Origin of the sequence: Pseudarthrobacter enclensis, from assembly GCF_030811655.1 — a bacterium.
GTDB lineage: Bacteria > Actinomycetota > Actinomycetes > Actinomycetales > Micrococcaceae > Arthrobacter > Arthrobacter enclensis_A.
On sequence record NZ_JAUSRE010000002.1, the window covers coordinates 132005 to 152189 of the forward strand.

General features: G+C 68.2%; 22 protein-coding genes, 1 pseudogene and 1 riboswitch. Of the genes and pseudogenes, 9 read left to right on the plus strand and 14 right to left on the minus strand.

Annotated features, from left to right (window positions below):
• Positions 1 to 6 precede the first annotated feature (6 nt).
• Positions 7 to 543, minus strand: coding sequence for a COG4315 family predicted lipoprotein (locus J2X98_RS02305; RefSeq protein WP_141945491.1), 537 nt, complete (start codon positions 541 to 543; stop codon positions 7 to 9).
• A 271-nt stretch (positions 544 to 814) separates the two neighbouring features.
• Here J2X98_RS02305 and J2X98_RS02310 point away from each other — a divergent pair, with 271 nt between their 5' ends.
• Entirely contained in the window at positions 815 to 1315 is a 501-nt protein-coding gene (locus J2X98_RS02310; RefSeq protein WP_141945494.1) for a sigma-70 family RNA polymerase sigma factor, read from the plus strand.
• Positions 1312 to 1962 (plus strand): anti-sigma factor family protein, encoded by a 651-nt coding sequence (locus tag J2X98_RS02315; protein ID WP_141945498.1) that lies wholly within the window; start codon positions 1312 to 1314, stop codon positions 1960 to 1962. The genes J2X98_RS02310 and J2X98_RS02315 overlap by 4 nt, the downstream gene beginning before the upstream one ends.
• Before the next feature lie 36 nt (positions 1963 to 1998).
• On the opposite strand, the pseudogene J2X98_RS02320 reads toward J2X98_RS02315, so the two are convergent.
• Together J2X98_RS02320 and J2X98_RS02325 are read right to left on the minus strand one after the other, a co-directional pair.
• Positions 1999 to 2088, minus strand: a pseudogene (locus tag J2X98_RS02320) (SRPBCC family protein); the annotation flags it as partial.
• Positions 2089 to 2115: 27 nt separating this feature from the next.
• A complete protein-coding gene (locus J2X98_RS02325; RefSeq protein WP_307304201.1) occupies positions 2116 to 2934 on the minus strand; it encodes a DUF1206 domain-containing protein in 819 nt (272 codons plus the stop codon).
• A gap of 212 nt (positions 2935 to 3146) precedes the next feature.
• Here J2X98_RS02325 and J2X98_RS02330 point away from each other — a divergent pair, with 212 nt between their 5' ends.
• Together J2X98_RS02330 and J2X98_RS02335 are read left to right on the plus strand one after the other, a co-directional pair.
• A complete protein-coding gene (locus J2X98_RS02330) occupies positions 3147 to 4727 on the plus strand; it encodes a hypothetical protein (protein WP_307303891.1) in 1581 nt (526 codons plus the stop codon).
• A 4-nt stretch (positions 4728 to 4731) separates the two neighbouring features.
• The gene (locus J2X98_RS02335) at positions 4732 to 5178 is read left to right on the plus strand and encodes a hypothetical protein (protein ID WP_141945508.1); all 447 of its coding nucleotides are present in this window, start codon (positions 4732 to 4734) and stop codon (positions 5176 to 5178) included.
• Positions 5179 to 5219: 41 nt separating this feature from the next.
• On the opposite strand, the gene trmB is transcribed toward J2X98_RS02335, so the two are convergent.
• On the minus strand, positions 5220 to 6143 hold the full coding sequence (gene trmB, locus J2X98_RS02340) for a tRNA (guanosine(46)-N7)-methyltransferase TrmB (protein ID WP_307303895.1): 924 nt from the start codon (positions 6141 to 6143) through the stop codon (positions 5220 to 5222).
• 674 nt (positions 6144 to 6817) lie between these two features.
• On the opposite strand from trmB, the gene J2X98_RS02345 reads away from it, so the two are divergent.
• Together J2X98_RS02345 and J2X98_RS02350 are read left to right on the plus strand one after the other, a co-directional pair.
• Entirely contained in the window at positions 6818 to 8164 is a 1347-nt protein-coding gene (locus tag J2X98_RS02345; protein WP_307303897.1) for an MFS transporter, read from the plus strand.
• An 8-nt stretch (positions 8165 to 8172) separates the two neighbouring features.
• Complete coding sequence (locus J2X98_RS02350) at positions 8173 to 9570, plus strand: MFS transporter (RefSeq protein WP_307303899.1); 1398 nt, start codon at positions 8173 to 8175, stop codon at positions 9568 to 9570.
• A gap of 5 nt (positions 9571 to 9575) precedes the next feature.
• Here the strand turns inward: J2X98_RS02350 and J2X98_RS02355 are convergent, their stop codons facing one another.
• Positions 9576 to 10343, minus strand: a complete 768-nt coding sequence (locus tag J2X98_RS02355; protein ID WP_307303900.1) for an SAM-dependent methyltransferase — start codon at positions 10341 to 10343, stop codon at positions 9576 to 9578.
• Between the two features lie 314 nt (positions 10344 to 10657).
• On the opposite strand from J2X98_RS02355, the gene J2X98_RS02360 reads away from it, so the two are divergent.
• Positions 10658 to 12559: a DEAD/DEAH box helicase gene (locus tag J2X98_RS02360; protein WP_307303901.1), complete on the plus strand. Its 1902-nt coding sequence runs from the start codon at positions 10658 to 10660 to the stop codon at positions 12557 to 12559.
• Between the two features lie 108 nt (positions 12560 to 12667).
• On the opposite strand, the gene J2X98_RS02365 is transcribed toward J2X98_RS02360, so the two are convergent.
• The 8 genes from J2X98_RS02365 to J2X98_RS02400 all read right to left on the minus strand — a co-directional run bounded on the left by J2X98_RS02365 (position 12668) and on the right by J2X98_RS02400 (position 17922).
• Positions 12668 to 13783 carry a permease gene (locus tag J2X98_RS02365; RefSeq protein ID WP_307303903.1) on the minus strand — a complete coding sequence of 372 codons (1116 nt, stop codon included), beginning with the start codon at positions 13781 to 13783 and terminating at the stop codon, positions 12668 to 12670.
• Between the two features lie 18 nt (positions 13784 to 13801).
• On the minus strand, positions 13802 to 14452 hold the full coding sequence (locus J2X98_RS02370; protein WP_141945529.1) for an MBL fold metallo-hydrolase: 651 nt from the start codon (positions 14450 to 14452) through the stop codon (positions 13802 to 13804).
• A 5-nt stretch (positions 14453 to 14457) separates the two neighbouring features.
• Entirely contained in the window at positions 14458 to 14775 is a 318-nt protein-coding gene (locus tag J2X98_RS02375; RefSeq protein WP_141945531.1) for a putative quinol monooxygenase, read from the minus strand.
• 47 nt (positions 14776 to 14822) lie between these two features.
• Positions 14823 to 15851 carry an aldo/keto reductase gene (locus J2X98_RS02380; protein ID WP_307303905.1) on the minus strand — a complete coding sequence of 343 codons (1029 nt, stop codon included), beginning with the start codon at positions 15849 to 15851 and terminating at the stop codon, positions 14823 to 14825.
• Positions 15852 to 15883: 32 nt separating this feature from the next.
• A complete protein-coding gene (locus tag J2X98_RS02385) occupies positions 15884 to 16510 on the minus strand; it encodes a nucleoside/nucleotide kinase family protein (protein WP_307303907.1) in 627 nt (208 codons plus the stop codon).
• Between the two features lie 9 nt (positions 16511 to 16519).
• Complete coding sequence (locus J2X98_RS02390) at positions 16520 to 16885, minus strand: DMT family transporter (RefSeq protein WP_307303909.1); 366 nt, start codon at positions 16883 to 16885, stop codon at positions 16520 to 16522.
• Positions 16885 to 17208 carry a DMT family transporter gene (locus J2X98_RS02395; RefSeq protein ID WP_307303911.1) on the minus strand — a complete coding sequence of 108 codons (324 nt, stop codon included), beginning with the start codon at positions 17206 to 17208 and terminating at the stop codon, positions 16885 to 16887. The genes J2X98_RS02390 and J2X98_RS02395 overlap by 1 nt, the downstream gene beginning before the upstream one ends.
• Before the next feature lie 10 nt (positions 17209 to 17218).
• Positions 17219 to 17284, minus strand: a riboswitch (guanidine-III (ykkC-III) riboswitch).
• 68 nt (positions 17285 to 17352) lie between these two features.
• A complete protein-coding gene (locus J2X98_RS02400; protein ID WP_141945542.1) occupies positions 17353 to 17922 on the minus strand; it encodes a HutD/Ves family protein in 570 nt (189 codons plus the stop codon).
• A 102-nt stretch (positions 17923 to 18024) separates the two neighbouring features.
• On the opposite strand from J2X98_RS02400, the gene J2X98_RS02405 reads away from it, so the two are divergent.
• Positions 18025 to 18636 carry a phosphoribosylanthranilate isomerase gene (locus J2X98_RS02405; RefSeq protein WP_307303914.1) on the plus strand — a complete coding sequence of 204 codons (612 nt, stop codon included), beginning with the start codon at positions 18025 to 18027 and terminating at the stop codon, positions 18634 to 18636.
• 100 nt (positions 18637 to 18736) lie between these two features.
• Complete coding sequence (locus tag J2X98_RS02410; protein WP_141945546.1) at positions 18737 to 19153, plus strand: YccF domain-containing protein; 417 nt, start codon at positions 18737 to 18739, stop codon at positions 19151 to 19153.
• 87 nt (positions 19154 to 19240) lie between these two features.
• Here J2X98_RS02410 and J2X98_RS02415 read toward each other — a convergent pair whose 3' ends face one another.
• Positions 19241 to 20110 (minus strand): DUF4031 domain-containing protein, encoded by an 870-nt coding sequence (locus J2X98_RS02415; protein WP_307303916.1) that lies wholly within the window; start codon positions 20108 to 20110, stop codon positions 19241 to 19243.
• Between the last annotated feature and the right edge of the window lie 75 nt (positions 20111 to 20185).

The window sequence follows — 20185 nt, forward strand, 5'->3', positions numbered from 1 at the left end:
GCTGCCCTAGTACGCCTGGTTGGCCGCTTTGATCATTGCTCCGGACGGATCCGACAGGTACCACACGCCGCCCACGCCCTGGCCCAGGATGTCGCCCGGCTTCGTGTCCTTGGCGAAGTAATACAGCGGCATGCCGTTCAGGGTCACCTGCTTCTTGCCGTCCGGGGTGCTGATGGTGCCCAGCTTTCCGGTGACTCCCTCTGCGGCCGGCGAACCCGAGGCAGTGGTCAGTGGCGGCCACTGGACCAGGCAGGAACCCGTGCAGGCGCTGGTCCCGGAGTCCTTGGTGTCCTTGGTGAAGAAGTACAGGCTCATTCCCTTCGCATCCACCACAATGCTGCCAGCGGATGAGGACGCCGTTTTGAGGTCGACGGCGGTACTTGCCTTCGATGACGCCGCAGGGGGTGAGGCGGCGCTGGAACCCGCCGTGCCCGCGGTCCCCGGACTGGTGGCTGCCGGCGTGGTGCCGGCGCTGCTGCCGCAACCGGAAAGGGCTGCTGCCAGGGCCAGGATGGCAAGGCCTGCCCCGAGATGATGCTTCATGGTGTGCTCCTTGGCTGTGCGACTCTGTGGCTGGTTGATTCCCGGGAGGCGTCGGGCATCGGAACACCGGACGCTATTCCGTACCACGCCGTCCGGGGAAGAATGGTTCACAGGCCGGGTAGGATCCGGCCATTGAACCGTTCCGCGTCTCCGTGCGTGGTTACAGCCAGGAGCACGGGCCGCAAGGAACAGCGGCGTTCCGCGGAGCCGGGACGGGTTACTGCGGGACAGTGCAGTGGCTTCGCGACAGGGCAGTGACGGGAGGGGTGGGATGCCGCTCGACGACAGCGTGGTGGAGGCCATCTACCGTGAACACGGCAGTGCCCTGCGCCGGTTCGTGCTCAGTGCCACCCGCGACCCCCAGCTTGCCGAGGACGTGGTGCAGGAAACCGTGCTGCGCGTCTGGCAGCATGCGCCGGACGTCAACGGAAGCGTCCGCAGCTACTTGTACCGCACAGCCAGGAACATCATGATTGACAACTACCGCCGGAGCCAGCGACGGCCGCCGGAGACCCTCGAGGGCAGCCCCGCAGATCCAGTCGAGGTGATGGGCCGCGTTGACGAGCTGCTGAACCGGGTGCTGATGGAGGAAGCGCTGCTGCGGCTGAGCAAGGAACACCGGGATGTCCTGGTGGCCCTGCATTACCGCCGTTTCACGGTCAACGAAGCAGCCATCCAGCTCAACATCCCCAGCGGCACCGTGAAGTCACGCGCCTACTACGCCCTCCGCGCACTGCGCACCATCCTGGACGAAATGGGAGTGGAACGGTGAGCACCAACCCGCACCACCTGCTGGGCGCCTACGTCCTGGGCGGCCTTGACCCCTCGGACGTCACCTTGTTCGAGACCCATCTTCACGGCTGCGCCGGCTGCCGGAGGGAGCTGGCGGTGCTGGAGAAGGTGCCGGCCCTCCTGGACGCCCTCCCCGCCGCCGACGCCGTGGCGCTTACGGCCGTCTCCGCCGGTGCCACGGCACCCTCCGTCCCCGCCCGCCTTTTCGATGAACTGGCGCGCCGCCGTCGGACCCTGCGACGGCGGTGGGTTGCGCTGGCAGGCGCCGTCGCTGCCGCCTGCCTGGCCGTGGGGCTGGCGGCCGGCCCGCTGCTGGTCAGGCCGCCGCAGCCGGATGCCACCTACTCCGTGGCATCCGGGGGAGGGCTGCAGGTGAACATCGACATGGCGCGGAAGGCCTGGGGGACCGAACTTGCCGTCAGCGGTAGCAGCCTTCCGGCGGAAGGAACGTTGTCGCTGTGGGTCCGGGACCGCGCGGGCGGCGAGGACCGTGCCTGCGCCTGGAGCGCAACCCCCAGCGGGAAGGTCAAGGTGACCGGGGCAACGCCCATCCAGCTGGGCAGTATCTCCAGTGTGGAGCTGCGTGACGGCGCCCAGCACGCGGTGGCGGTCATTACCGTTCCGTAGCCCCTACAGGGCCTTGAACTCCGCCATCAGCTCCCTCTTGAGCCGGAGATCCCCTGTGGTCTGGGAGAAGGCGAAGGCAGTCTCCGGATCGATGCGGATGAAGCGTTCGGCGCGTACCTGGGGCATGGCCCCACCTAACCATGCTGCCGGCGGTTACCTGGTCATTTTGGCCAGCCGGGCGCGCATGATCATGTACGCGCCGTAGCAGACCAGCCCCGCTCCCACCGCGGCCAGCAGGTAGGGTCCCATAGGCTGGTCACGGAGGGCCCGCAGGCCGCCGTCCAGGCCGGTGGAGTCCTCCGGGTGAGCCTTGATGGTGGCGATGACGATGAGCAGCCCGGTCAGCAGCAGCACCAGGCCTTTGGCCAGGTACCCGGCAATACCCAGCGAGAGCACTGCCTTTTTGGCTGCAGCGGCCGCCGGCATCCGCAATTGCTTTTCAAAGCTCCGCTTCGGGCCCCGCATGCCGTAGGCCACGCCCGTGACGGCGACTGCCAGGCCGATCACGACCAGCACCGCCACCCCGCCCGGCGCGCCCATCATGGAGATGGTGAAGTCACTGGTGGCCTTCCCATTGTCGTTGCCCGTGCCGGTACCCATGGCGAAGTGCCACAGGGTCAGGGCAAGGACACCATAGACGATCGCCTGCAGGGCTGCCTTGGCCTTGTTCTTGACCTTCTTCTTGGTGGCCTGGTGGTTGAAGTCGAAAATCGCGTCACCGGCCTGCCACAGCGACAATGCCGAGCAGGCCGCGAAGCTTCCCCACAGCAGGAACGGACCCACGGGCATGGTGGCCAGCTCGGCCACGGCGCCGCTGAAATCGGCGTGCCCGGTGCCGCCCATGGCCAGCCGGACGGCGATGGCACCCACCAGCAGGTGCAGGATGCCGCTGACCGCGAACCCGGCCCGGGCCAGGAACTCAAGGACCCGGGAATTGGTGACATCCTCGGCCTTGTCAACAACCTGCTTCAGTTCTTCTTTGATCGTCTTTCCTTTGGACAGGCGCGGTAATGCGCTGGCGTGCGTGCCCTTCCTACAAGGCCAATCGTCCCACGCCGGCCGGGTGGGTAACAGTTTGCGGGCAATCCCCAGGCCATGGGGAGGGATGCCCATCGTCCGGATACACCACCTGTGCAACCATAAGGACCAGCGATTGACATGTACGCACATTTCCCGGGGGAACAATGACTTTTTACGGCGCAGACATCAGCCAGTTGCGGGCGCTGGCCAAAGCGGCGGACCAGGCAGCGTCCCTGCTGAGCAGCCGCGCCGGCTCCCTGCACAGCCAGATCCAGTCGGCGCCGTGGAAGGGCCGGGACGGGGAACGCTTCCGCCAGGAATGGAGCGGCAGCCACCGGCCCAGCCTGGACAAAGTGGTTGCCAGCCTGCGGGAAAACTCAAAGATCCTGATGAAGCAAGCCGACGAGCAGGAGAAGGCCTCCAGTGCCGGCACCGGCGGCTCCGGCACCAGCACCTGGGAGCGGCTCACCTCCCTGGCCTCGCAGGCCAGGGAGTGGTTCCAGGAAAAGGCCGAAGCCGCCCGGGCTGCCGCTGAACACCGCCGGGAGCTGGAAGCGGGGCTGGGCCGGATGCTCGACGCCACCCCGGCAGAACAGGCAAAGTGGTGGGCCGGATTGTCCGACGCCGACCGAACCTACCTGATTGAGGGCGAGGGCGCCGACGGTCCCTTCGCCGACGACCTCATGCGCATGGACAGTGGTATCCCCGCAGCCGCGCAGGAGTTGGCCAAGAAGCACCTGCAGGAGCTGGCCAGGGCGGATACCCCGATCTACACGGAGACGGGCAAAGCCTCCATCGAAGCCCGGGTCGCCTGGGTCCACGGCGGCGCCGAGGTAGGAACTGAAGTGGTGGAAAACGCCGACGGCTCCGCCACCGTTAAGGTGTATGGAAACCTGGGCCTGGGCGTCAACGACACCAGCGGCACCGTGGGGGCCACGATGACCGGGGAGGTCTCCCGCGAGTACACGTTCGCCAGCCTGGCGGAGGCCATGGCCGCCCGCGGGCAGATGTACCGTGACCTTCCGCCGGACACCATCGGTGAAATCAAGGGTGTGGCAGGAAATCCTCCCGGGTACGTCCTGGACACCATCAACGACGCCGCCAGGGACAACGGTTCCACCGGGCAGACGGACAAGGCCAAGGGAACGTTCTCGCTGGATGCGTCGGGCGAGTCCGGCACGGCATCCGGGGGCGCCAAGCTGGATCTGGCCTACGAGCGGAACCTGACGGACGGCACCTCCACTGCCAGTGGGGAGGTCTCCGCGCAGGGCCAGCTCAAGCTGGACGGCCGGGTCTTTGAAGCTTCCGGCAAGGCCGGGCTGCGGGTCAACATGGACCAGGCCAACACTATCCATTCTGTGTCCGTGTCGATGGACGGGACCATGGCCCAGGGCGTCGCATCAGGCGTGAAGTCTGAAGCCGCGAAGTTCGATTCCACCGTGACGGCAGGAACCCAGGGCACCGTCAAGATCGATGTCGAATACTCCCCGGAGAACCGGCCCATGATCGACAGCTACCTGCGCAACGTTGCGCTGGGCAATGACGCCGGTGCCGCCCGTGACGCCGCCAGGCTGTACGAGGCCGGCTCCGCCACCGTCCAGGTGAACTCCGTGGTGACTGCCTCCAATGAGGCAGGGTTCGATGTCAAGGTGGGCGAGGTCAAGGTCAGCACCGAGAACCAGGCCACCACCAACGTCTCCACGTACTATAAAGTCCCCAACGACACCAAGCTCGAGAGGCTCTGAAACCATGTCAGTGCACATCGAATCCCCGCTGGGCTTCACCGCAGACTTTCCCGAGCACACCCAGGTCCTGGACGACTCCACGGCCGGCCCCAACAGCGAGCAGTACGGACTGCTCGGCGGCGTCCTGGTCACTGTGATCAAGGACGACACATCCGTGCAGGATGCTCCGCAGGCCAACGGATGGGCACATCTGATGTCGGATTTCTATCGCGAGGAGCGCGGCGGGACACTGCTGGCCGAGGGGGAGCTGAACCTGCCCGGCAAGTCCGCGTACGGCGTGGTTGTGGGTTATGACGACGCCGAAGGGTCGGCAAAGGTGGCAGCCACAGTAGGCGTGTGGGCGAGCGGCCGGTTCATCGGCGTGGTGGTGATCTGGCCGTACCTGAACCCTGAGGCGGAGCCCAGGCTGGACATGCTCAAGGAGATCGTGGCCGCCATCAACGTGGGCTAGCGCCCACGGCCCACCCGTCGGGCGGCCCGCGGTTCAGCGGGTCAGCGGCGGCGGTAGCAGAGGTCGAAAATCATCCGGCCCGCCTCGTGGGCCTTTGCCTCGAAGCTGGTCCTGATCCTGCCTTCGAACCGCGGGGCCCAGCCACCGGTTTCGTCCACCCCTTCATTGGGGCCGGTGTGTTCCGTGCTGACCGGAGCGCGCCCCTCGCGGACGGGAGCCCCGCCCACAACGGATTCGACGCCGGACTGCCACACCTGCGTCAACGGACTTTCCGGCCCCCGGCGCTCACCGGTGTGCAGGTTCTCGAAGTCCTCTGAGCCTGCCATGACGTCCCTGACGTGGACCGCATAGTTGGACCAGTCGGTGGCGATCCGGAACAGGCCGCCCGGCTTCAGCGCCCGGGCCGCCAGTTCCGCGAACTCAGGCTGGATGAGGCGCCGCTTGTGGTGCCGCGACTTGTGCCACGGATCCGGGAAGAAGACCCACAGTTCGCTGACAGAGCCCTCGGGCAGCATGGTTGCCAGCACTTCCGGAGCGTTTGCCTCCACCACGCGCACGTTGTCCAGGCCCCGGCTGTTGATCTTGATGATGGTGTTGGCCAGCCCCGGAGTGTAGACCTCCACTGCCAGGAAATTCGTGTCCGGGTTCTGCTCAGCTGCATGGCAAATCGCGTCGCCCAGGCCCGAGCCGATTTCGACGATGAGCGGGGCGTGGCGGCCGAACTCTGCCGTGGCGTCAAAAGTGTAGTCGGGGTGCACCGAGGTGTTGGCTACATGCCGCGGAACGTTGATTGCCCACCGCTCGGCGTGCTCAGCCCAGGCCGCCTGACGGCGGCCCTGCAGCCGGGTGCCGCGGCGTACGAAGCTGACCGGGCGGCCTCCGTAGGTGCCGAAGGAGGCCTGGGTTCCGGGCGTGACAGGCCTGGGGACATGCGGCTGCTGGGGGTTTTCGGGGGATTCGCTCATCCCTTCCAGAATAGCGCCGCTGCGCCTTCCCAAGTGGTCACGGTCCCAAGCGGGCACGGTGGAACCGCCCTCACGGCGGCATCAGCATGACGCGAAAGTCCTGTCACCGCATCATCTGCATGAAGCCGACCGAGAGAAGGAGGCCGATGGCAAAGACCGCCCCCGACACGCACAGTGATGCTGTTGCCATACCCTTGGCAAACCCCTGCTGATGCGGGCTGCGGACTACAGAGATGGCCAACCCCGTGGAAATGGTCCCAGGACCAGCGGCATGCTCCACAAAACCAGGGGCGCCACCCACGGGAGCTTTGAAGGACCGTTGTATGGGAAGGTCAGCAGCAACGCGAAAGCGGCAAAGAAGCGGGTAACAAACAGGCTCAGGGGCGCAAGGAGCGTCAGGATAAGGCTGGCCACGGCCTTCCCGGACCCTTGCGTGTTGGGCGCCGGCGATTGAAGGACCGGGCGTCTTTCATCAACTGGAACGGTTTCCTGTGAATCCATGGAGATCCTCTACTTCCGGTGTCAGTCTGTCTGCCGAGCGGCAGGTTTCGGCGCGGTTGCGGGGCCACCCGGGCCGCTTTCCCCAAAGCTACGGATCTGCGCGGAGGTCCGGCAGGGTGCAGTTGCCGCATGTGGAAAACTTCGCACCCCGGCTCTCCTGCGAGAATGGGCGCATGATGGACGCAACGAATGCCGAAGCGGGGAAGCAGCGGCGCACGGCCGACTCGGGGACCGCCGGGGGCAGGACCCGGACGGGCAGCAGCCTGGTGGACCCCAGCACCCTGGTCGATGCCGAGATCGATGAACTGCCGGCGGCGGAGCCCACCCGGGTGGGCGGCCGGCGCGCCCTGGCCTACCTGGGCGTGTGCCTGGTCCTGATCGGCCTGAACCTGCGCAGCGTCTTCTCCAGCCTGTCCGCGGTCCTGCCGGAAGTAACATCGCAGGCCGGGCTGCCCGGCTGGTCCGTGGTGGTGCTGACCACCGTTCCCGTGACACTCCTGGGCGTGTTCGCGCCGCTGGCCCCGGTGCTTGCCCGCCGGTTCGGCGCGGAACGGGTGCTGCTGGGCGCCATGGCATTACTGACCGCCGGGCTGCTGCTGCGGCCCGTGGATGCCGGGGTCGTGATGGGCGCTGCCGGACACCTGCCGGCCCTGCTGATGGGAACAGCGGCCTGCGGTGCAGCTATCGCTTTATGCAACGTCCTACTCCCGGGCCTGGTCAAACGCGACTTCCCGCACCGGCTGGGCCTCATGGGCGGCCTCTACACCACCGCAATCTGCGCCTCCGCGGCGCTGGGGGCCGGATTCACCTACCCGGTCTACACGGCCACGGGGGAGTGGACCAAGGCGCTGTGGGTGTGGGCGCTTCCCGCCGCCGTCGTGCTTGTGCTGTTCCTTCCCGTCGCCGTGCGGCAGGGGACTGTCCGGCGCCAGTCCGTCCGGGACGGAGTCAATGTGTGGCGTTCACCGGTCGCCTGGCAGGTGACCATCTTCATGGTGCTGCAGGCCATGATGTCCTTCAGCGGTTTCGCCTGGCTGGCACCCATCCTCCGCGAAAGGGGTGTTGACGGGGCCACCGCCGGACTGATCGTTGCCGGCTGCATCGTGCTTCAGATGCTGGGCTCGCTGTTCGCGCCTGCGCTGGCCGCGAGGTTCCAGGACCAGCGCACCATCAACACCGTGGTGGCGCTGATGACCGGTAGCGGCTTCGTGCTCAGCATCCTCGGTCCGCTCAACCTGATCTGGGTGTGGGCCGGCCTGCTGGGCCTGGGCCAGGGCAGCCTCACCGCCTGCGCCCTGACCCTGATCATGCTGCGGACCCGGGACGGGCATACTGCGGCCCACCTGTCCGGCATGATGCAGGGAGTCGGCTACGGGGTGGGCTCCACGGGCACCCTCATGGTGGGGCAGCTGCACCAGGCCACGGGGTCGTTCGTTCCTGCGGGCGTCCTGTTCATGGTGGTGGGCCTGCTCGCTGCGGTCTTCGGCTACAGGTCCGGCCGGGACCGGTTCGTGGGTTAGGAAAAGCCGTGCAGGACTCCACGCTCCCGGCCGCGCACCAGGCCACCGGGATCTTCCGGCCCCCGTACATCTGGGTGACCGTGGGGACCTGCGCCCTGGTATTCCTCTCCGCCTTCGAATCCCTTGCCGTCACCACCATCATGCCCCTGGTCAGCCGGGAACTGAACGGCGGAAGCCTCTATGCCCTGGCCTTCGCCGGGCCGATGGCCACAGGGGTCATCGGCATGGTGGGCGCCGGGAACTGGTCCGACCGGCGCGGGCCTGCCATGCCGCTGTACGCCTCGGTGGCATTGTTCGTTCTGGGCCTGCTGATCGCTGGAACTTCGGTTTCCATGCCCATGCTCGTCTCGGGCCGCCTGGTCCAGGGGCTCGGCGGCGGCGCCCTCACCGTGGCGCTCTACGTGCTGGTGGCCCGGTTCTTTCCCGGACCGCTGCACCCCCGGATTTTTGCGGCGTTTTCCGCCGCCTGGGTGGTTCCGTCACTCGTGGGACCCTTCGCCGCCGGCGTGGTGGCCCAGGTCTTCAGTTGGCACTGGGTGTTCCTGGGCGTGGTGGGGCTGGTCATTCCCGCGCTGGTGATGGTCGTGCCGGTCCTGCGCGGCCTGGATGAGCCTGAAGACGTTGGCCGGGCACGGGCTGCTGAGCCGCCCTGGGCCATCCGCCGGCTCGGGTGGGCGGCGCTCGCCGCGGTCGCGGTGCTGGGGCTCAACCTCTCCGCGGATGTCAGCATCCCGGCAATGCCGGCGGCCACGGCGCTGCTGGCGTGCGCCGCCGTCGTGCTTGCACTGGTGGCCGTCCGGCCTCTGGTTCCCGCCGGCACCCTCGCCGCCCGCCGCGGGCTCCCCAGCGTGATCCTGGCGCGCGGGCTCGCGTCCGCGTCCTTCTTCGGTGCGGAGGTGTACCTTCCGTACCTGCTGATTGACCAGTTCGCGTTCCCGCCCACACTCGCGGGCCTGACCCTGACCGGGGGAGCGCTCGCCTGGGCCGGCGCCGCAGCGGTGCAGGGCCGGCTGGGTTCCCGGCTGCCGCACCGGAGCGCAGTGCAGGGCGGGGCGCTCATGGTCCTCGCGGCAGTGCTCCTGGCCCTTGCCACCACGGCGCTGCATTGGCCGGCGGCCGTCGCGATCGCCGGGTGGGTGCTGGCCGGCGGCGGAATGGGCCTGCTCTACCCGCGCCTGAGCGTGATGACCCTGGCGCTGTCCACCAAGGAAAACGAGGGCTTCAACAGCTCCGCCATGTCCATTTCAGACTCCCTGGGCGGGGCGCTGTCCCTGGCCACCACCGGGATTGTCTTCGCAGCATTTACGACGGCGGTCCAGTCCTTCGCCGGCGTGTTCGCCTTCACCGCGGCCATCGGGGTGGCCGCGGCACTGGTGGCGCCGAGGGTCATCGCCGGCAAGGCCTGAGGCGGTCAGGCGAGGCGGGTGGCGCGCAGGACGACGTCGGCGATGACCGCTTCCTGGCCGTCCGGCCCCGTCACCGGCCGTTCCCGGTTGGTGAGGACCTCGATCTGCCAGTCGCCGCCGTCCAGCCCGAGCTCGCGCACCAGCTGCCCACCCGTGTAAAGCATGTTGCGATGCTGATGGAGGTCGGCGCCCCAGGGCGGCAGCTGGTCCGGGTGATGGCCCACCACCAGCAGGGTGCCGCCGGGCTTGACGGCGCCCGCGGCCCCCCTCAGCGGGATCCGCCAGTCGAGCTCCTGGGAGTGCAGGAACTGGGACGTGACCAGGTCGTAGGAAGCCTTCGGCTGCCACTGGGCCAGGTCCGCCAGCTGCCAGCTGATCCGGCCGCCGATGTCCGCGCTGGAGGCGTGCACGCGTTCCCGCGCCAGTTCCGCCAGTTCATGCGAATGCGCCCGTTCAAGGGCGACGGCGGACACGTCGACGGCGGTCACCGACCAGCCTTGCCGCGCAAGCCAGATGGCGTCGGCACCTTCGCCGCAGCCCAGGTCGAGCGCCTTTCCCGGACGCAGCCCGCCGGCTTCACGTACCAGCTGGGGGTTGGGCTTACCGCTCCAGAGCCTGGTCTTGCTGCGGTACCGCTCGTCCCAGACTGCTGCGGCGCCCATGCTGCCGCCGGCCCCTTCCTGGCCGCCGCCGTCGTGAGCCTGTTGCCCGTCCGGTCCATCGTGTGGTCCATGCTGTTGCGTGTCCTGTTGCTGCCCGGGGTGTTCGCTCATGCGTCAACACTGCCCCGCCCGGCCGTCGAAGGCAACGGCGGAAACCGGTGCCCGGCTGCGGGATGCTAGACTGGAGGAACTTGATGTGCAGTGATGCCGCCTGCTCCGGATCTGGAGTTCCTTCCAGGGAGTGGGCTTTTTTCATGTGAGAGGCACATCCTGCGTCGATGAACGCGTTCCATTTGGTCCCGGCCGGCTGTCCTATTTACAGCGCCCGGTTGACCACCTGACTTTTCTTCGGCGAAACCCCCGGTCCAACCGGATTCGGGGGCCGATATCCGCCCGGATACCGCCAGAAAGACCGTAAAAACTACATGACTACTTTTGCTGCCCTCGGTACTCCCAAGGCACTTGCAGACACACTCTCCGCGCAGGGAATCGTTGAACCGTTCCCCATCCAGGTGAAGACCCTTCCGGACACGCTGTCCGGGCGTGACGTCCTGGGCCGCGGCCGGACCGGATCCGGTAAGACCATCGCTTTCGCCATCCCGCTTGTAGCAAGACTCGCTGAGCGGGAAGCCAAGCACTTCCGCAAGCCCGGCCGCCCCATGGGCCTGGTCCTGGCGCCCACCCGTGAACTGGCAACCCAGATCAACGCCACCATCGAGCCGCTGGCCAAGGCCGCCGGCCTGAACACCACCGTGATCTACGGCGGCATTTCGCAGGCCCGGCAGGAGAAGGCGCTGCGCGCCGGCGTCGACATTGTCATCGCCTGCCCCGGCCGCCTGGAGGACCTGATCCGCCAGCGCATCCTCACCCTTGAGGCCGTCGAGATCACAGTCCTTGACGAGGCCGACCACATGGCCGACCTCGGCTTCCTGCCCGTGGTGAAGAAGCTCATGGACATGACCCCCAGCCAGGGCCAGCGCCTGCTCTTCTCCGCCACCCTGGACAACGGCGTGGACAAGATCGTCCAGCGCTACCTGTCCAACCCGCTCACGCACTCCGTGGACGACCCGCAGGCAGCGGTGACCACCATGGAGCACCACGTGCTGGTGGTCAACGACCAGACGGTCAAGAAGCAGCTGATCGTGGAGCTCGCCTCCGGCGCCGGACGCCGCGTCCTGTTCATGCGGACCAAGCACCACGCCCGCAAGCTGGCCAAGACGCTGACCGACGCCGGCATCCCCGCCGTGGACCTGCACGGCAACCTGTCGCAGAACGCCCGTGACAGGAACCTCGCCGAGTTCTCCAACGGCGACGTCCGCGTCCTGGTGGCCACCGACGTTGCCGCCCGCGGTGTGCACGTCGACGACGTCGAACTGGTCATCCACGTGGACCCGCCCACCGAGCACAAGGCGTACCTGCACCGCTCCGGGCGCACCGCGCGTGCCGGTTCCGACGGCACCGTGGTCACGCTGACCCTTCCTGAGCAGCAGAGCGACGTCAAGAAGCTCATGAAGGCTGCCGGCGTGGACGTCAGCTTCGAGCGCGTCACCGCCAGCTCCCCGATCGTTGCCGAGCTCGTGGGCGAGATCGCTGAGAAGGTTGATCCGCGCACCCGCGCTGCACTGCTGGCTGCCAAGGCACCCAGGCAGGGCGGCGGCACCTCCACCGGCGCCAACGCGGAGCGCAAGCGCGCACGCCGCCAGGCTGCGCCGAGTGCCGGTGGCCGTGGCGGCCGCGGTGGCCGTGGCAAGGTTTCGGCCGAGCCCGCCCGCAGTGACGCCCCCCGCGCAGAACGCCGCGCAGCAGCTTTCGAAGGCCGGACCGAAGCCCGCGCCGCCTTCGACCGCAACGCAGAGCAGAACGAGGACCGCGCTGTTGCAGCCGCGGCCGCCCGCCGCAATGCCCGCGGCCGCGGCACCGCCTCGACCCACCGCAACGACGTCCCCGCAGCAGGTGGCCGCTCATCGGCCGGCCGCGGTTCCGACGGCCGTGCAGCAGAGGGCCGGGGCGATTCCCGGATCACCCGCAGCGACGCCCCGCGCGGCGGCTCCGGCCGTCCGGCCTCAGGCGGACGCCCGGCGTCCGGCGGTGGCCAGCGCGGCGGGCGCCCGGCAACCGGCCAGCGTGCAGCGGCAGGTGCCTCCGGTCAGCGTTCGTCAGGCGCCGGCGGCAGCAAGGCCGTATGGTCCTCCAACACCGGCGGCACCTCCGGCGGCTCCTACGGTTCCGGTAACGGCGGCTCAGGTACCGGTGGTTCCGGCCGGCCCGCCCGCAGCGGCCCGCGCCGTGCTTCGGCTCCCGCATCCAACGAGCGCCGCGGCCGGTAGCCGCCGGCAAAGATGCAAAGAGTGGGCCCACACCAGCTTCCCGCGGGTGCGGGCCCACTCATTTTTTTGACAGCTGCCAGCCGCGGTCGTGGCCATGGCCGGTCCTGATCACGTCAGTGCGGTCATGGCGAGCGCGCCCACCAGGCCCATGCCCATGACGGCGAACCCGATGGCAACGATCACCCGGCCGGGGAAAGCCCTGCGGACCATGAGCATGGACGGCAGGCTGAGGGCCGGGAGGGTCAGCACCAGCGCTCCCAGGGGACCCATTCCCACCCCTGCGGCCATCAAGGCGCCGATGATTGGAATTTCCGCCGCGGTCGGAATCACGAACAGGGTTCCGCCGACGGCGAGCAGGACGGCTGCGGCGACGCCCCACGAGGCGAGTGCGCCGGCCTCAGGGAACAGCCAGCCCCGGAAGCCGCCAAGCAGCATCACAACCACCGCATACTCCGGCAGGAGGCGCACCGCCAACCTGGCCAGGGCCTTGGTGAACCTGCCAACAGCGCCGGCGGCAGTTCCGGTTTCGGCGACGTCCTCCTCCGGTTCGGCCACCCGGGTCTCTTTCGCCAGGCGGCCCACCAGCAGCGTGACGCCGAAAACAAGGACCACCCCCGTGCCAACACGCACCGCGACGAACTGCCAAGGCAGCACAAAGGCCATGAACGCCAGGGCAGCCGGATTAAGCACCGGGTTCCCCAGCCAGTACGCGAGCGCGGAGCTGACTGGAACCCCTCTGCGGCGGACGTTCAAAGCCACAGGTGCCGCGCAGCACGTGCACATCATTGACGTCATCGACAGAAGTCCGCCGCAGACCGTGCTTGCCGCCGGTCCGCGCCTGGCCTGGAACAGCGCGAGCAGCCGACGGGCCGGAAGGAACGCCTCTACCGCCGCGGCCACGAGCAAGCCGGCCACGAGCGCCTGCCAGATCGACCCCAGGTAACCGAGGCTGTACTCAAGGGCAGTGTTCCAGGACGGGGGCGGCGGCGCGCTTGCCTTGCCGGACAGGATGGAGTTGCCCAGCGAGTGGCTGCCGGCCACCACCGGGATCTTGAGGGCATAGGGGTACCACTTGGCCCAGCTGAGGACCGCGATGGCGATCCCTGCCGTGGCCAGCGTTCCCACAAGCATTCCCCGCCGATAACGTTGGGCGGTATCCGGCATGGGCTCCGCAGCCGGCAGCCCCTTGTCCTGGGGTTCGGTGCCGACAGCAATGTCCTTCATGAATCTTCCGGACCCCGGCTACCAGCCACGGGCCCGCCATTCGCCAAGGTGCGGCCGCTCGGCCCCCAGGGTGGTGGGCTTGCCGTGGCCGGGATGCACGATCGCGGTGTCCGGGTAAGCGTCGAACAACCGCCCGGTGACGTCGGACAGGAGCTGGGTGAACCGCCCCGGATCCTTCTGCGTATTGCCCACCCCGCCGGGGAACAGCGAGTCTCCGGAGAAGATGTGCGCCGGGCCTTCCGGGTCCTCGTAGACGAAGGCGATGGAGCCGGGGGTGTGGCCGCGCAGGTGCACGGCCGCCAGCTCAAAGCCGTCCACGGCTACCTTGTCCCCGTGCCCAAGCCGCCGTTCCACCGGAACAGGCAACGCATCGGCGTCGTCGGCCCCGGCGGCGGTTGGAGCGGAAGTTGCCTCCACCAGCTCCTTCAGCGCCCGCACGTGGTCCCAGTGCTGGTGCGTAGTGGCGATCAGGGCAAGGTGTGCCTCGGCGCCGGTGTCCGCGGAACCGTCGGCCAGCAGCTGCCGGATGGCGGCAAGGTCGTCTGCGGCATCAATGAGCAGCTGCGCGCCGCTTTCCTTGGCGGTCAGCAGGTACACGTTGTTATCCATCTGGCTGACGGAGATGCTGCGGATGGTGAGCGCCGGCAGGTCGTAAAGAAGTGAGTCCATGGGCTTCAGTCCAGGGAGGGCTGCAGGTCGAGCGGCATGGTGGTCGAGTAGACCTGCTTGGACGGCGGGGCGGCGAGGATCTCATGGAGCCCGCTTTTGCCTTCCGGCGTCTTCCGCCACGCCGCGTAGTCGTCGTGGTCCTGCGTGGTTGCCCAGGTTTCCACCACCAGGATGTGGCAGGGGTCCGCGTCATCAACCAGCGCTTCGATGCCCTGGTTGCCGGGCCATGCCCGGGTGGCGGCAAGGGTTTCGGAGAGGTACTTGGCGGCGTCGTCGCGGCGGGCCGGATCGACACGGACTTCGAAGTGGACGATGGCAGGCATGGTGCTCCTTGGGTTGGGGTGGAAACTGTCGGGCGTCGGCAATGCGCTTATTCCCGTCCTTCGGACACCCACGTGGGGTTCGCGGAACGGGATCCGACGACGGCGTCCGAGGCCGCGTCGAGGACCTCCAGGTGGGCGGGGGTGAGGTCCAGGGCCAGCGCGCCGAGGTTCTCGTCGATGCGGGCGGCTTTGCGGGTGCCCGGGATGGGGACGACCGGCAGGCCGAGCCGGCTGCCCTGGGCGAACAGCCAGGCGAGGGCCACCTGCGCCGGCGTGGCGTTGAGCTGGTCCGCCACGGACCTGACGGCATCCACGACGGCCTGGTTGGCGCTGGCGGCGTCGGGGGAGAAGCGCGGGATGTTCCGGCGGAAGTCCTTCGCGCCAAGGCTTGCCGTGTCAACGGTGCCCGTGAGGAAACCGCGGCCAAGCGGGGAGTAGGGGACGAAGCCCACGCCCAGTGCGGCTGCGGCGGGTACCACGTTGCGTTCCACGTCGCGGCTCCAGATGGACCATTCGCTCTGGACGGCGGCGATCGGGTGGACCGCCGACGCGTCCTGCAGTTCCTGCGCCGTCACTTCGGACAGGCCAAGATGCTTGACCTTTCCCTGCTTCACCAGTTCGGCCATGGCCCCCACGGTTTCCTCGATGGGCACGCGGACGTCGCGGCGGTGCATGTAATAGAGGTCGATCACGTCCGTGCCGAGCCGCTGCAGGCTCCGTTCCACGGCCTGGCGGACGTACCCGGCGTCGCCGCGGATGTCCGTGTAACCGTCTGTTGGGGTGCCCACCAGCGCGAACTTGGTGGCGAGCTGCACCTCGTCCCGCCGTTCCTTGAGCAGTTGGGAGATCAGCTCCTCATTGCTGCCGCCGCCGTAAATGTCCGCAGTGTCGATGAAGCTGACGCCGGCGTCAACGGCGTGGTGCAGCGTGCGCAGTGCTTCGGCGGGATCCACCTCGCCGTAAACGGGGGTGAGGGCCATGCCCCCAAAGCCGAGGCGGCTGACGGTGAATCCGTCGCCGAGCTGGACGGTGCTGCCGGGTCCGGTGCCGCTGCGGTCCGTGGGTGCGTTTGCCATGGGTGCTCCTGTGTCGATTCCTGCTTTGAAAATTACAGCCAGGGGATGATGCGGTGGGCTGCCGGCCGGGTGGCCTGGATCAACCGGGCGTTGGCCTCATCCGGTCCGTTCGCCCAGGCGACCGCTGCTTCCCGGTCCATCCCGAACGACACATGCCGGTCTGCCAGCCTCTGCAGCCGGAGCGCAGGCGGGGTTTCCAGGAACCACACCTCGTCCAGCTGGGCGCGCACTTCCTTCCATGGCCCCTGCTCCGCCAGCAGGTAATTGCCCTCCGTGATTACCAGCGGAACGTCGGCGGGGACGGCGATGGAGGCCGCCACGGGCTCATCAATGGTGCGGCGGAACTCCGGCGCGTACACCACGTCCTCGTCCCGACGCACCAGGCGGCGCAGCAGCGCAAGGTAGCCGCCGCCGTCGAACGTATCGATGGCACCTTTGCGTTGCCGCAGCGGGGTGCCGTCAATAATTGCGTTGCCCAGGTGGAACCCGTCCATCGGTACTATTACGGATGCCCCGGGGCTGAACTGTCCCTGCAGCCAGGCGGCGAAGGTGGACTTTCCGGACCCCGGCGCGCCGGCAATGCCGATGATCACGCGCGTCCCCGGCGCCAACCGGTGGCGCAGCGCGTCCACTGCCTGCGTGATCTCGGGGGAGTCCATGGCAAAAGCCTAGTCACTGCTGCGCGCAGCCGGAGCGTTATCTCCGGCCGGCAGTGCCTTGAGTCCCGCCGCGCAGCCCACGATGCCCGCGATGAAGAACAGTTTGACGGTGCTGAAAGGTTCCGCCCCGGTGGCCATGGCCCAGCCCACCGTCAGCGCGGCGCCGATGCCCACCCAGATGGCGTAGGCGGTGCCCAGGGGAATCCTGCGGATGGCCATGCCCAGCCCCAGCATGCTGAGGGCGGCGGTGACGGCGAAGACGGCGGTGGGCAGCGGCCTGCTCAAACCGTCGGACAGGCCCAGGGCCGTGGCCCAGACGGCCTCCAGGACAGCGGACGCCAACAGCACCAGCCACGGAAGGGTGCGCGGCACCATCACGCCACCACCTTCAGGCCAACCACGCACGCGGCGATGCCGGACAGCAGGAACAGGCGCGCCGCCGTCGGGCGTTCCACCCTGGTGGCCATGGCGTAGGCCGAGGTGAGCACAACGCCCACGCCCACCCACACCGCGTATGCGGTCCCTGTGGGAATTGACTGCATTGCGGCGGCAAGGCCGCCCGTGCTTGCCGCAACGGCGACGAGGAACACGGCGGCAGGAACGAGGCGGCGGCGTCCGGAGGCCTGGAAGGCCCGGTGCAGGGCAGCTGCCCACACGGCCTCGAGCGCTCCCGAAAGAACGAGGATTAACCACGACATGACCGGTTCCTTTGGCCAGTCTTGTCGCGTACCGGGTACTGAACCGTCGTCCGGAGGCTCGGGTGCGGAGCCTTGGTTTCCAAAATAGCAAGGCGCGGCGACGGGCTGCCAGCGTTGGTGCCCAACCTCACCACCCGCTGATGCCTACGGCGTGGATTCGACCGGATCGACCGACACGACGGCCAGGAAGCCGCGCCCCAGGATCTCAGGGGAGTCCTCGTCCGAACCGGTCACTGCGTCGTACCGGCCCAGGTCCACCGGCTCCGCACCGGCTTCGCTGGCCACGGCCTGCCCCTGGAGCAGCACCCCCAGCTGCCCTTCGAAGAGAGGGTGGGCCCGCTTTTTGGACAGCTCGATGATGGAGGTGTAGCCCTTGCATGCGGCCGCGCGGGTAATGACATTGAGGTCCCTGATGTCCCCCGTAGGCAGCTCCGCTGACGTGGCGGCGCCGCCATCAAACCGGAACGGGCGGTACTTTTCCATCGCGTGCCCGGCGCCGTCCACGGTGAGGACCAGCAGTTCGCCTTCGATGACCGTCAGCACGCGCTCCATGCCGGGGAAGACAGAGAAGTCACCCGCCTTCGCCACGTCCGCGATGCTCACCCGCCAGTTCCAGCCGCCGTCTTCGGATGCCTGGCGTGCGATTTCCCGGGTCACGCCGCCGCCGTTGCGCCACGGTTCGGCCTTGAGCTCTGCGAAGCGGATGATCTGCATCAGCCCAGCCTAGTTCCCCGTGTGGCCGGCGTCGCAGTTGGGCCGAGTCCCTGCTACTCTCCTGCGGGGGGTCAACGCGAAAACAGCCTGAAGGAGCCGGGAATGTTCGTCAAAGTGTGTGGTCTCAGCACGCCCGAGTCGGTGCGCGAAGCCGTGGATGCCGGGGCGGACGCCGTGGGGTTTGTCCTCACCGCCAGCCCCCGTGTTGTCTCGCCGTCGCAGGCGGCCTCCCTGCTGGCGGCAGTCCCCGCTGATGTCTCCCCGATCGGAGTGTTCCGCGACGAGCCCGTGGCTGACGCCATCGCCATCGCCCGGGCTGCGGGCTTGCACTGGATCCAGTTGCATGGCACGCGGTCCCGCGGCGACGTTGCAACAGTGCACGACGCCGGCATGAAGCTGGTCAGGGCCATCACCATGGGTGCCGCCCAGGATGAGTTCGAGGACTGGGGCGAGGACCTGCTCCTGATTGATGCCGCGGTGCCGGGCTCGGGGGAGTCCTGGGATTATGCCTCCGTTGCAGCCCTGCCCGTGCTCCAGGGGCGGCATTGGGTGCTTGCCGGCGGCCTCGACGCTGCCAACGTGGGAGCGGCAGCAGCCGCCGCACACGCCTGGGGTGTGGACGTTTCCTCGGGCGTTGAAGCGTCCCGCGGCGTGAAGGACCCGGCAAAGATCCGTGCCTTCGTGCACGCCGCCAAAGCGGCCGCCACAGTCTAGGGGCCGCCTGCCGCCCTTACCAGCGCAAGGGAGCAGGTTCAGGGCAGGATCAGGGGAGTCCCCCACGTTTTTGTCGGAGGGGTGGGGGCAGAATGGGTGCATGAAGACACTCCTGAACATCATCTGGCTGGTTTTCGGCGGCCTGTGGCTTGCACTGGGCTATTTCCTGGCGGGCGTGGTGTGCTGCCTGCTGATCGTCACCATTCCGTGGGGCATTGCCTCGTTCCGCATCGCCGCCTACACCCTGTGGCCGTTTGGCCGGATGGTGGTGGACAAGCCCGGCGGCACCGGAGTCTTTTCGTTGCTGGGCAACGTGATCTGGCTGTTGGTGGCCGGGATCTGGATCGCGATCGGGCACGTGGTGACAGCGTTCGCCATGGCCGTGACGATCGTTGGCATTCCGCTGGCCATCGCCAACCTCAAGCTCATCCCGGTGTCCCTGATGCCGCTCGGCAAGCAGATCGTGCCCAGCAATACGCCGTTTGCCAGGACCTACCCCGTCAGGACGTACCGCTAGGCCCGTCCGCCCGGGGCCCGGAACGCGTTGCCATCGGTGCCACTATCGGGTGTGCGCCAGCTGCCTGAATCTTTGCCCCGCGGGCGTTCAGGCAAGCTCGCCGTTCAGGTTGCGGTGCGCGGCGTCCAGCCACAGTTCCCGGGCGCGCCGGTGGTGGAACAGCGGGTCCAGTTCCAGCAGGTGGCGCACGACGGCGGCCCGGCCGGCCGCGAAGTCGGCGTCACCGATGTGCGCGTAGTCTTTCCGCACCGCGGCTACGTAGCGGGCGTACTCGTCCGGCCCGGTGCCAAGGATTGAAAGGTCCGCGTCGCACAGGAGCGCGCCGTCGTGGTCGCCCGGTCCGGCGCGGTGGTCCGAGGTGAGGCGCACCAGCCGCGCCGTTTCCGCCACTTCTGCCTCCGGCAGGCCGGCGTCGGCGAGGCGTTCTTCGGCAAGCCGGGCCGATTCCTCCTCGTCGCGGCCGGCTGCGCCGCGGTACACGGCGTCGTGGAACCAGGCCGCCAGCAGGACGGTGCGCGGTGGCTCATTCGGCTCCGCCAGCAGGTCCAGCGCCTCCAGCACGGAGAGCAGGTGGGTGCTCCCGTGGTAGTGGCGGTGGGGTTCGCTCCACCGGTCCAGCAGGTCCAGGAAGAGCGCGTCGTGGCCGGGCATGATGGCTTCCCAGCGGTTCAGCAGGGGCACCTTCAGAGACTTGTTCCGCCGGCGGGCCGGGATCCGCAGGCCACTGGCAATGAGCTTGCGGACCAGCACCCGTGCCTCCACGGAGACCGCGCCGGCCGCCACCAGGTCGTCAAAGCGTCGTTCCGGCACGTCGTAATGGTCGCCGTCGAACGCCCGCTCGGGGATCCCCGCTGCGGCGGCGAACATGTGCAGCTCGTCCAGCGATGCATCCGAGACAAGGTGCGAAAAGTGCGTTCCGTGTGCAGGCCACAGTGGCGGGTCGATGTAGATGGCCATGGAAGGAGTCTAGTGCCGTCGGTCTTTTCGCCGGCCGGGCATCCGCAGGTGGCCCGCATCTTCATGTGCGTCTCA

Coding starts and splice junctions, on each gene's coding strand:
- J2X98_RS02395 (WP_307303911.1), bottom strand. CDS start 17,208: ATGTCGTGGTTAATCCTCGTTCTTTCGGGAGCGCTCGAGGCCGTGTGG.
- trmB (WP_307303895.1), bottom strand. CDS start 6,143: ATGAGCGAATCCCCCGAAAACCCCCAGCAGCCGCATGTCCCCAGGCCT.
- J2X98_RS02305 (WP_141945491.1), bottom strand. CDS start 543: ATGAAGCATCATCTCGGGGCAGGCCTTGCCATCCTGGCCCTGGCAGCA.
- J2X98_RS02365 (WP_307303903.1), bottom strand. CDS start 13,783: ATGAAGGACATTGCTGTCGGCACCGAACCCCAGGACAAGGGGCTGCCG.
- J2X98_RS02380 (WP_307303905.1), bottom strand. CDS start 15,851: ATGGCAAACGCACCCACGGACCGCAGCGGCACCGGACCCGGCAGCACC.
- J2X98_RS02375 (WP_141945531.1), bottom strand. CDS start 14,775: ATGCCTGCCATCGTCCACTTCGAAGTCCGTGTCGATCCGGCCCGCCGC.
- J2X98_RS02355 (WP_307303900.1), bottom strand. CDS start 10,343: ATGAGCGAACACCCCGGGCAGCAACAGGACACGCAACAGCATGGACCA.
- J2X98_RS02330 (WP_307303891.1), top strand. CDS start 3,147: ATGACTTTTTACGGCGCAGACATCAGCCAGTTGCGGGCGCTGGCCAAA.
- J2X98_RS02335 (WP_141945508.1), top strand. CDS start 4,732: ATGTCAGTGCACATCGAATCCCCGCTGGGCTTCACCGCAGACTTTCCC.
- J2X98_RS02385 (WP_307303907.1), bottom strand. CDS start 16,510: ATGGACTCCCCCGAGATCACGCAGGCAGTGGACGCGCTGCGCCACCGG.
- J2X98_RS02415 (WP_307303916.1), bottom strand. CDS start 20,110: ATGGCCATCTACATCGACCCGCCACTGTGGCCTGCACACGGAACGCAC.
- J2X98_RS02360 (WP_307303901.1), top strand. CDS start 10,658: ATGACTACTTTTGCTGCCCTCGGTACTCCCAAGGCACTTGCAGACACA.
- J2X98_RS02390 (WP_307303909.1), bottom strand. CDS start 16,885: ATGGTGCCGCGCACCCTTCCGTGGCTGGTGCTGTTGGCGTCCGCTGTC.
- J2X98_RS02400 (WP_141945542.1), bottom strand. CDS start 17,922: ATGCAGATCATCCGCTTCGCAGAGCTCAAGGCCGAACCGTGGCGCAAC.
- J2X98_RS02405 (WP_307303914.1), top strand. CDS start 18,025: ATGTTCGTCAAAGTGTGTGGTCTCAGCACGCCCGAGTCGGTGCGCGAA.
- J2X98_RS02410 (WP_141945546.1), top strand. CDS start 18,737: ATGAAGACACTCCTGAACATCATCTGGCTGGTTTTCGGCGGCCTGTGG.
- J2X98_RS02345 (WP_307303897.1), top strand. CDS start 6,818: ATGATGGACGCAACGAATGCCGAAGCGGGGAAGCAGCGGCGCACGGCC.
- J2X98_RS02370 (WP_141945529.1), bottom strand. CDS start 14,452: ATGGACTCACTTCTTTACGACCTGCCGGCGCTCACCATCCGCAGCATC.
- J2X98_RS02310 (WP_141945494.1), top strand. CDS start 815: ATGCCGCTCGACGACAGCGTGGTGGAGGCCATCTACCGTGAACACGGC.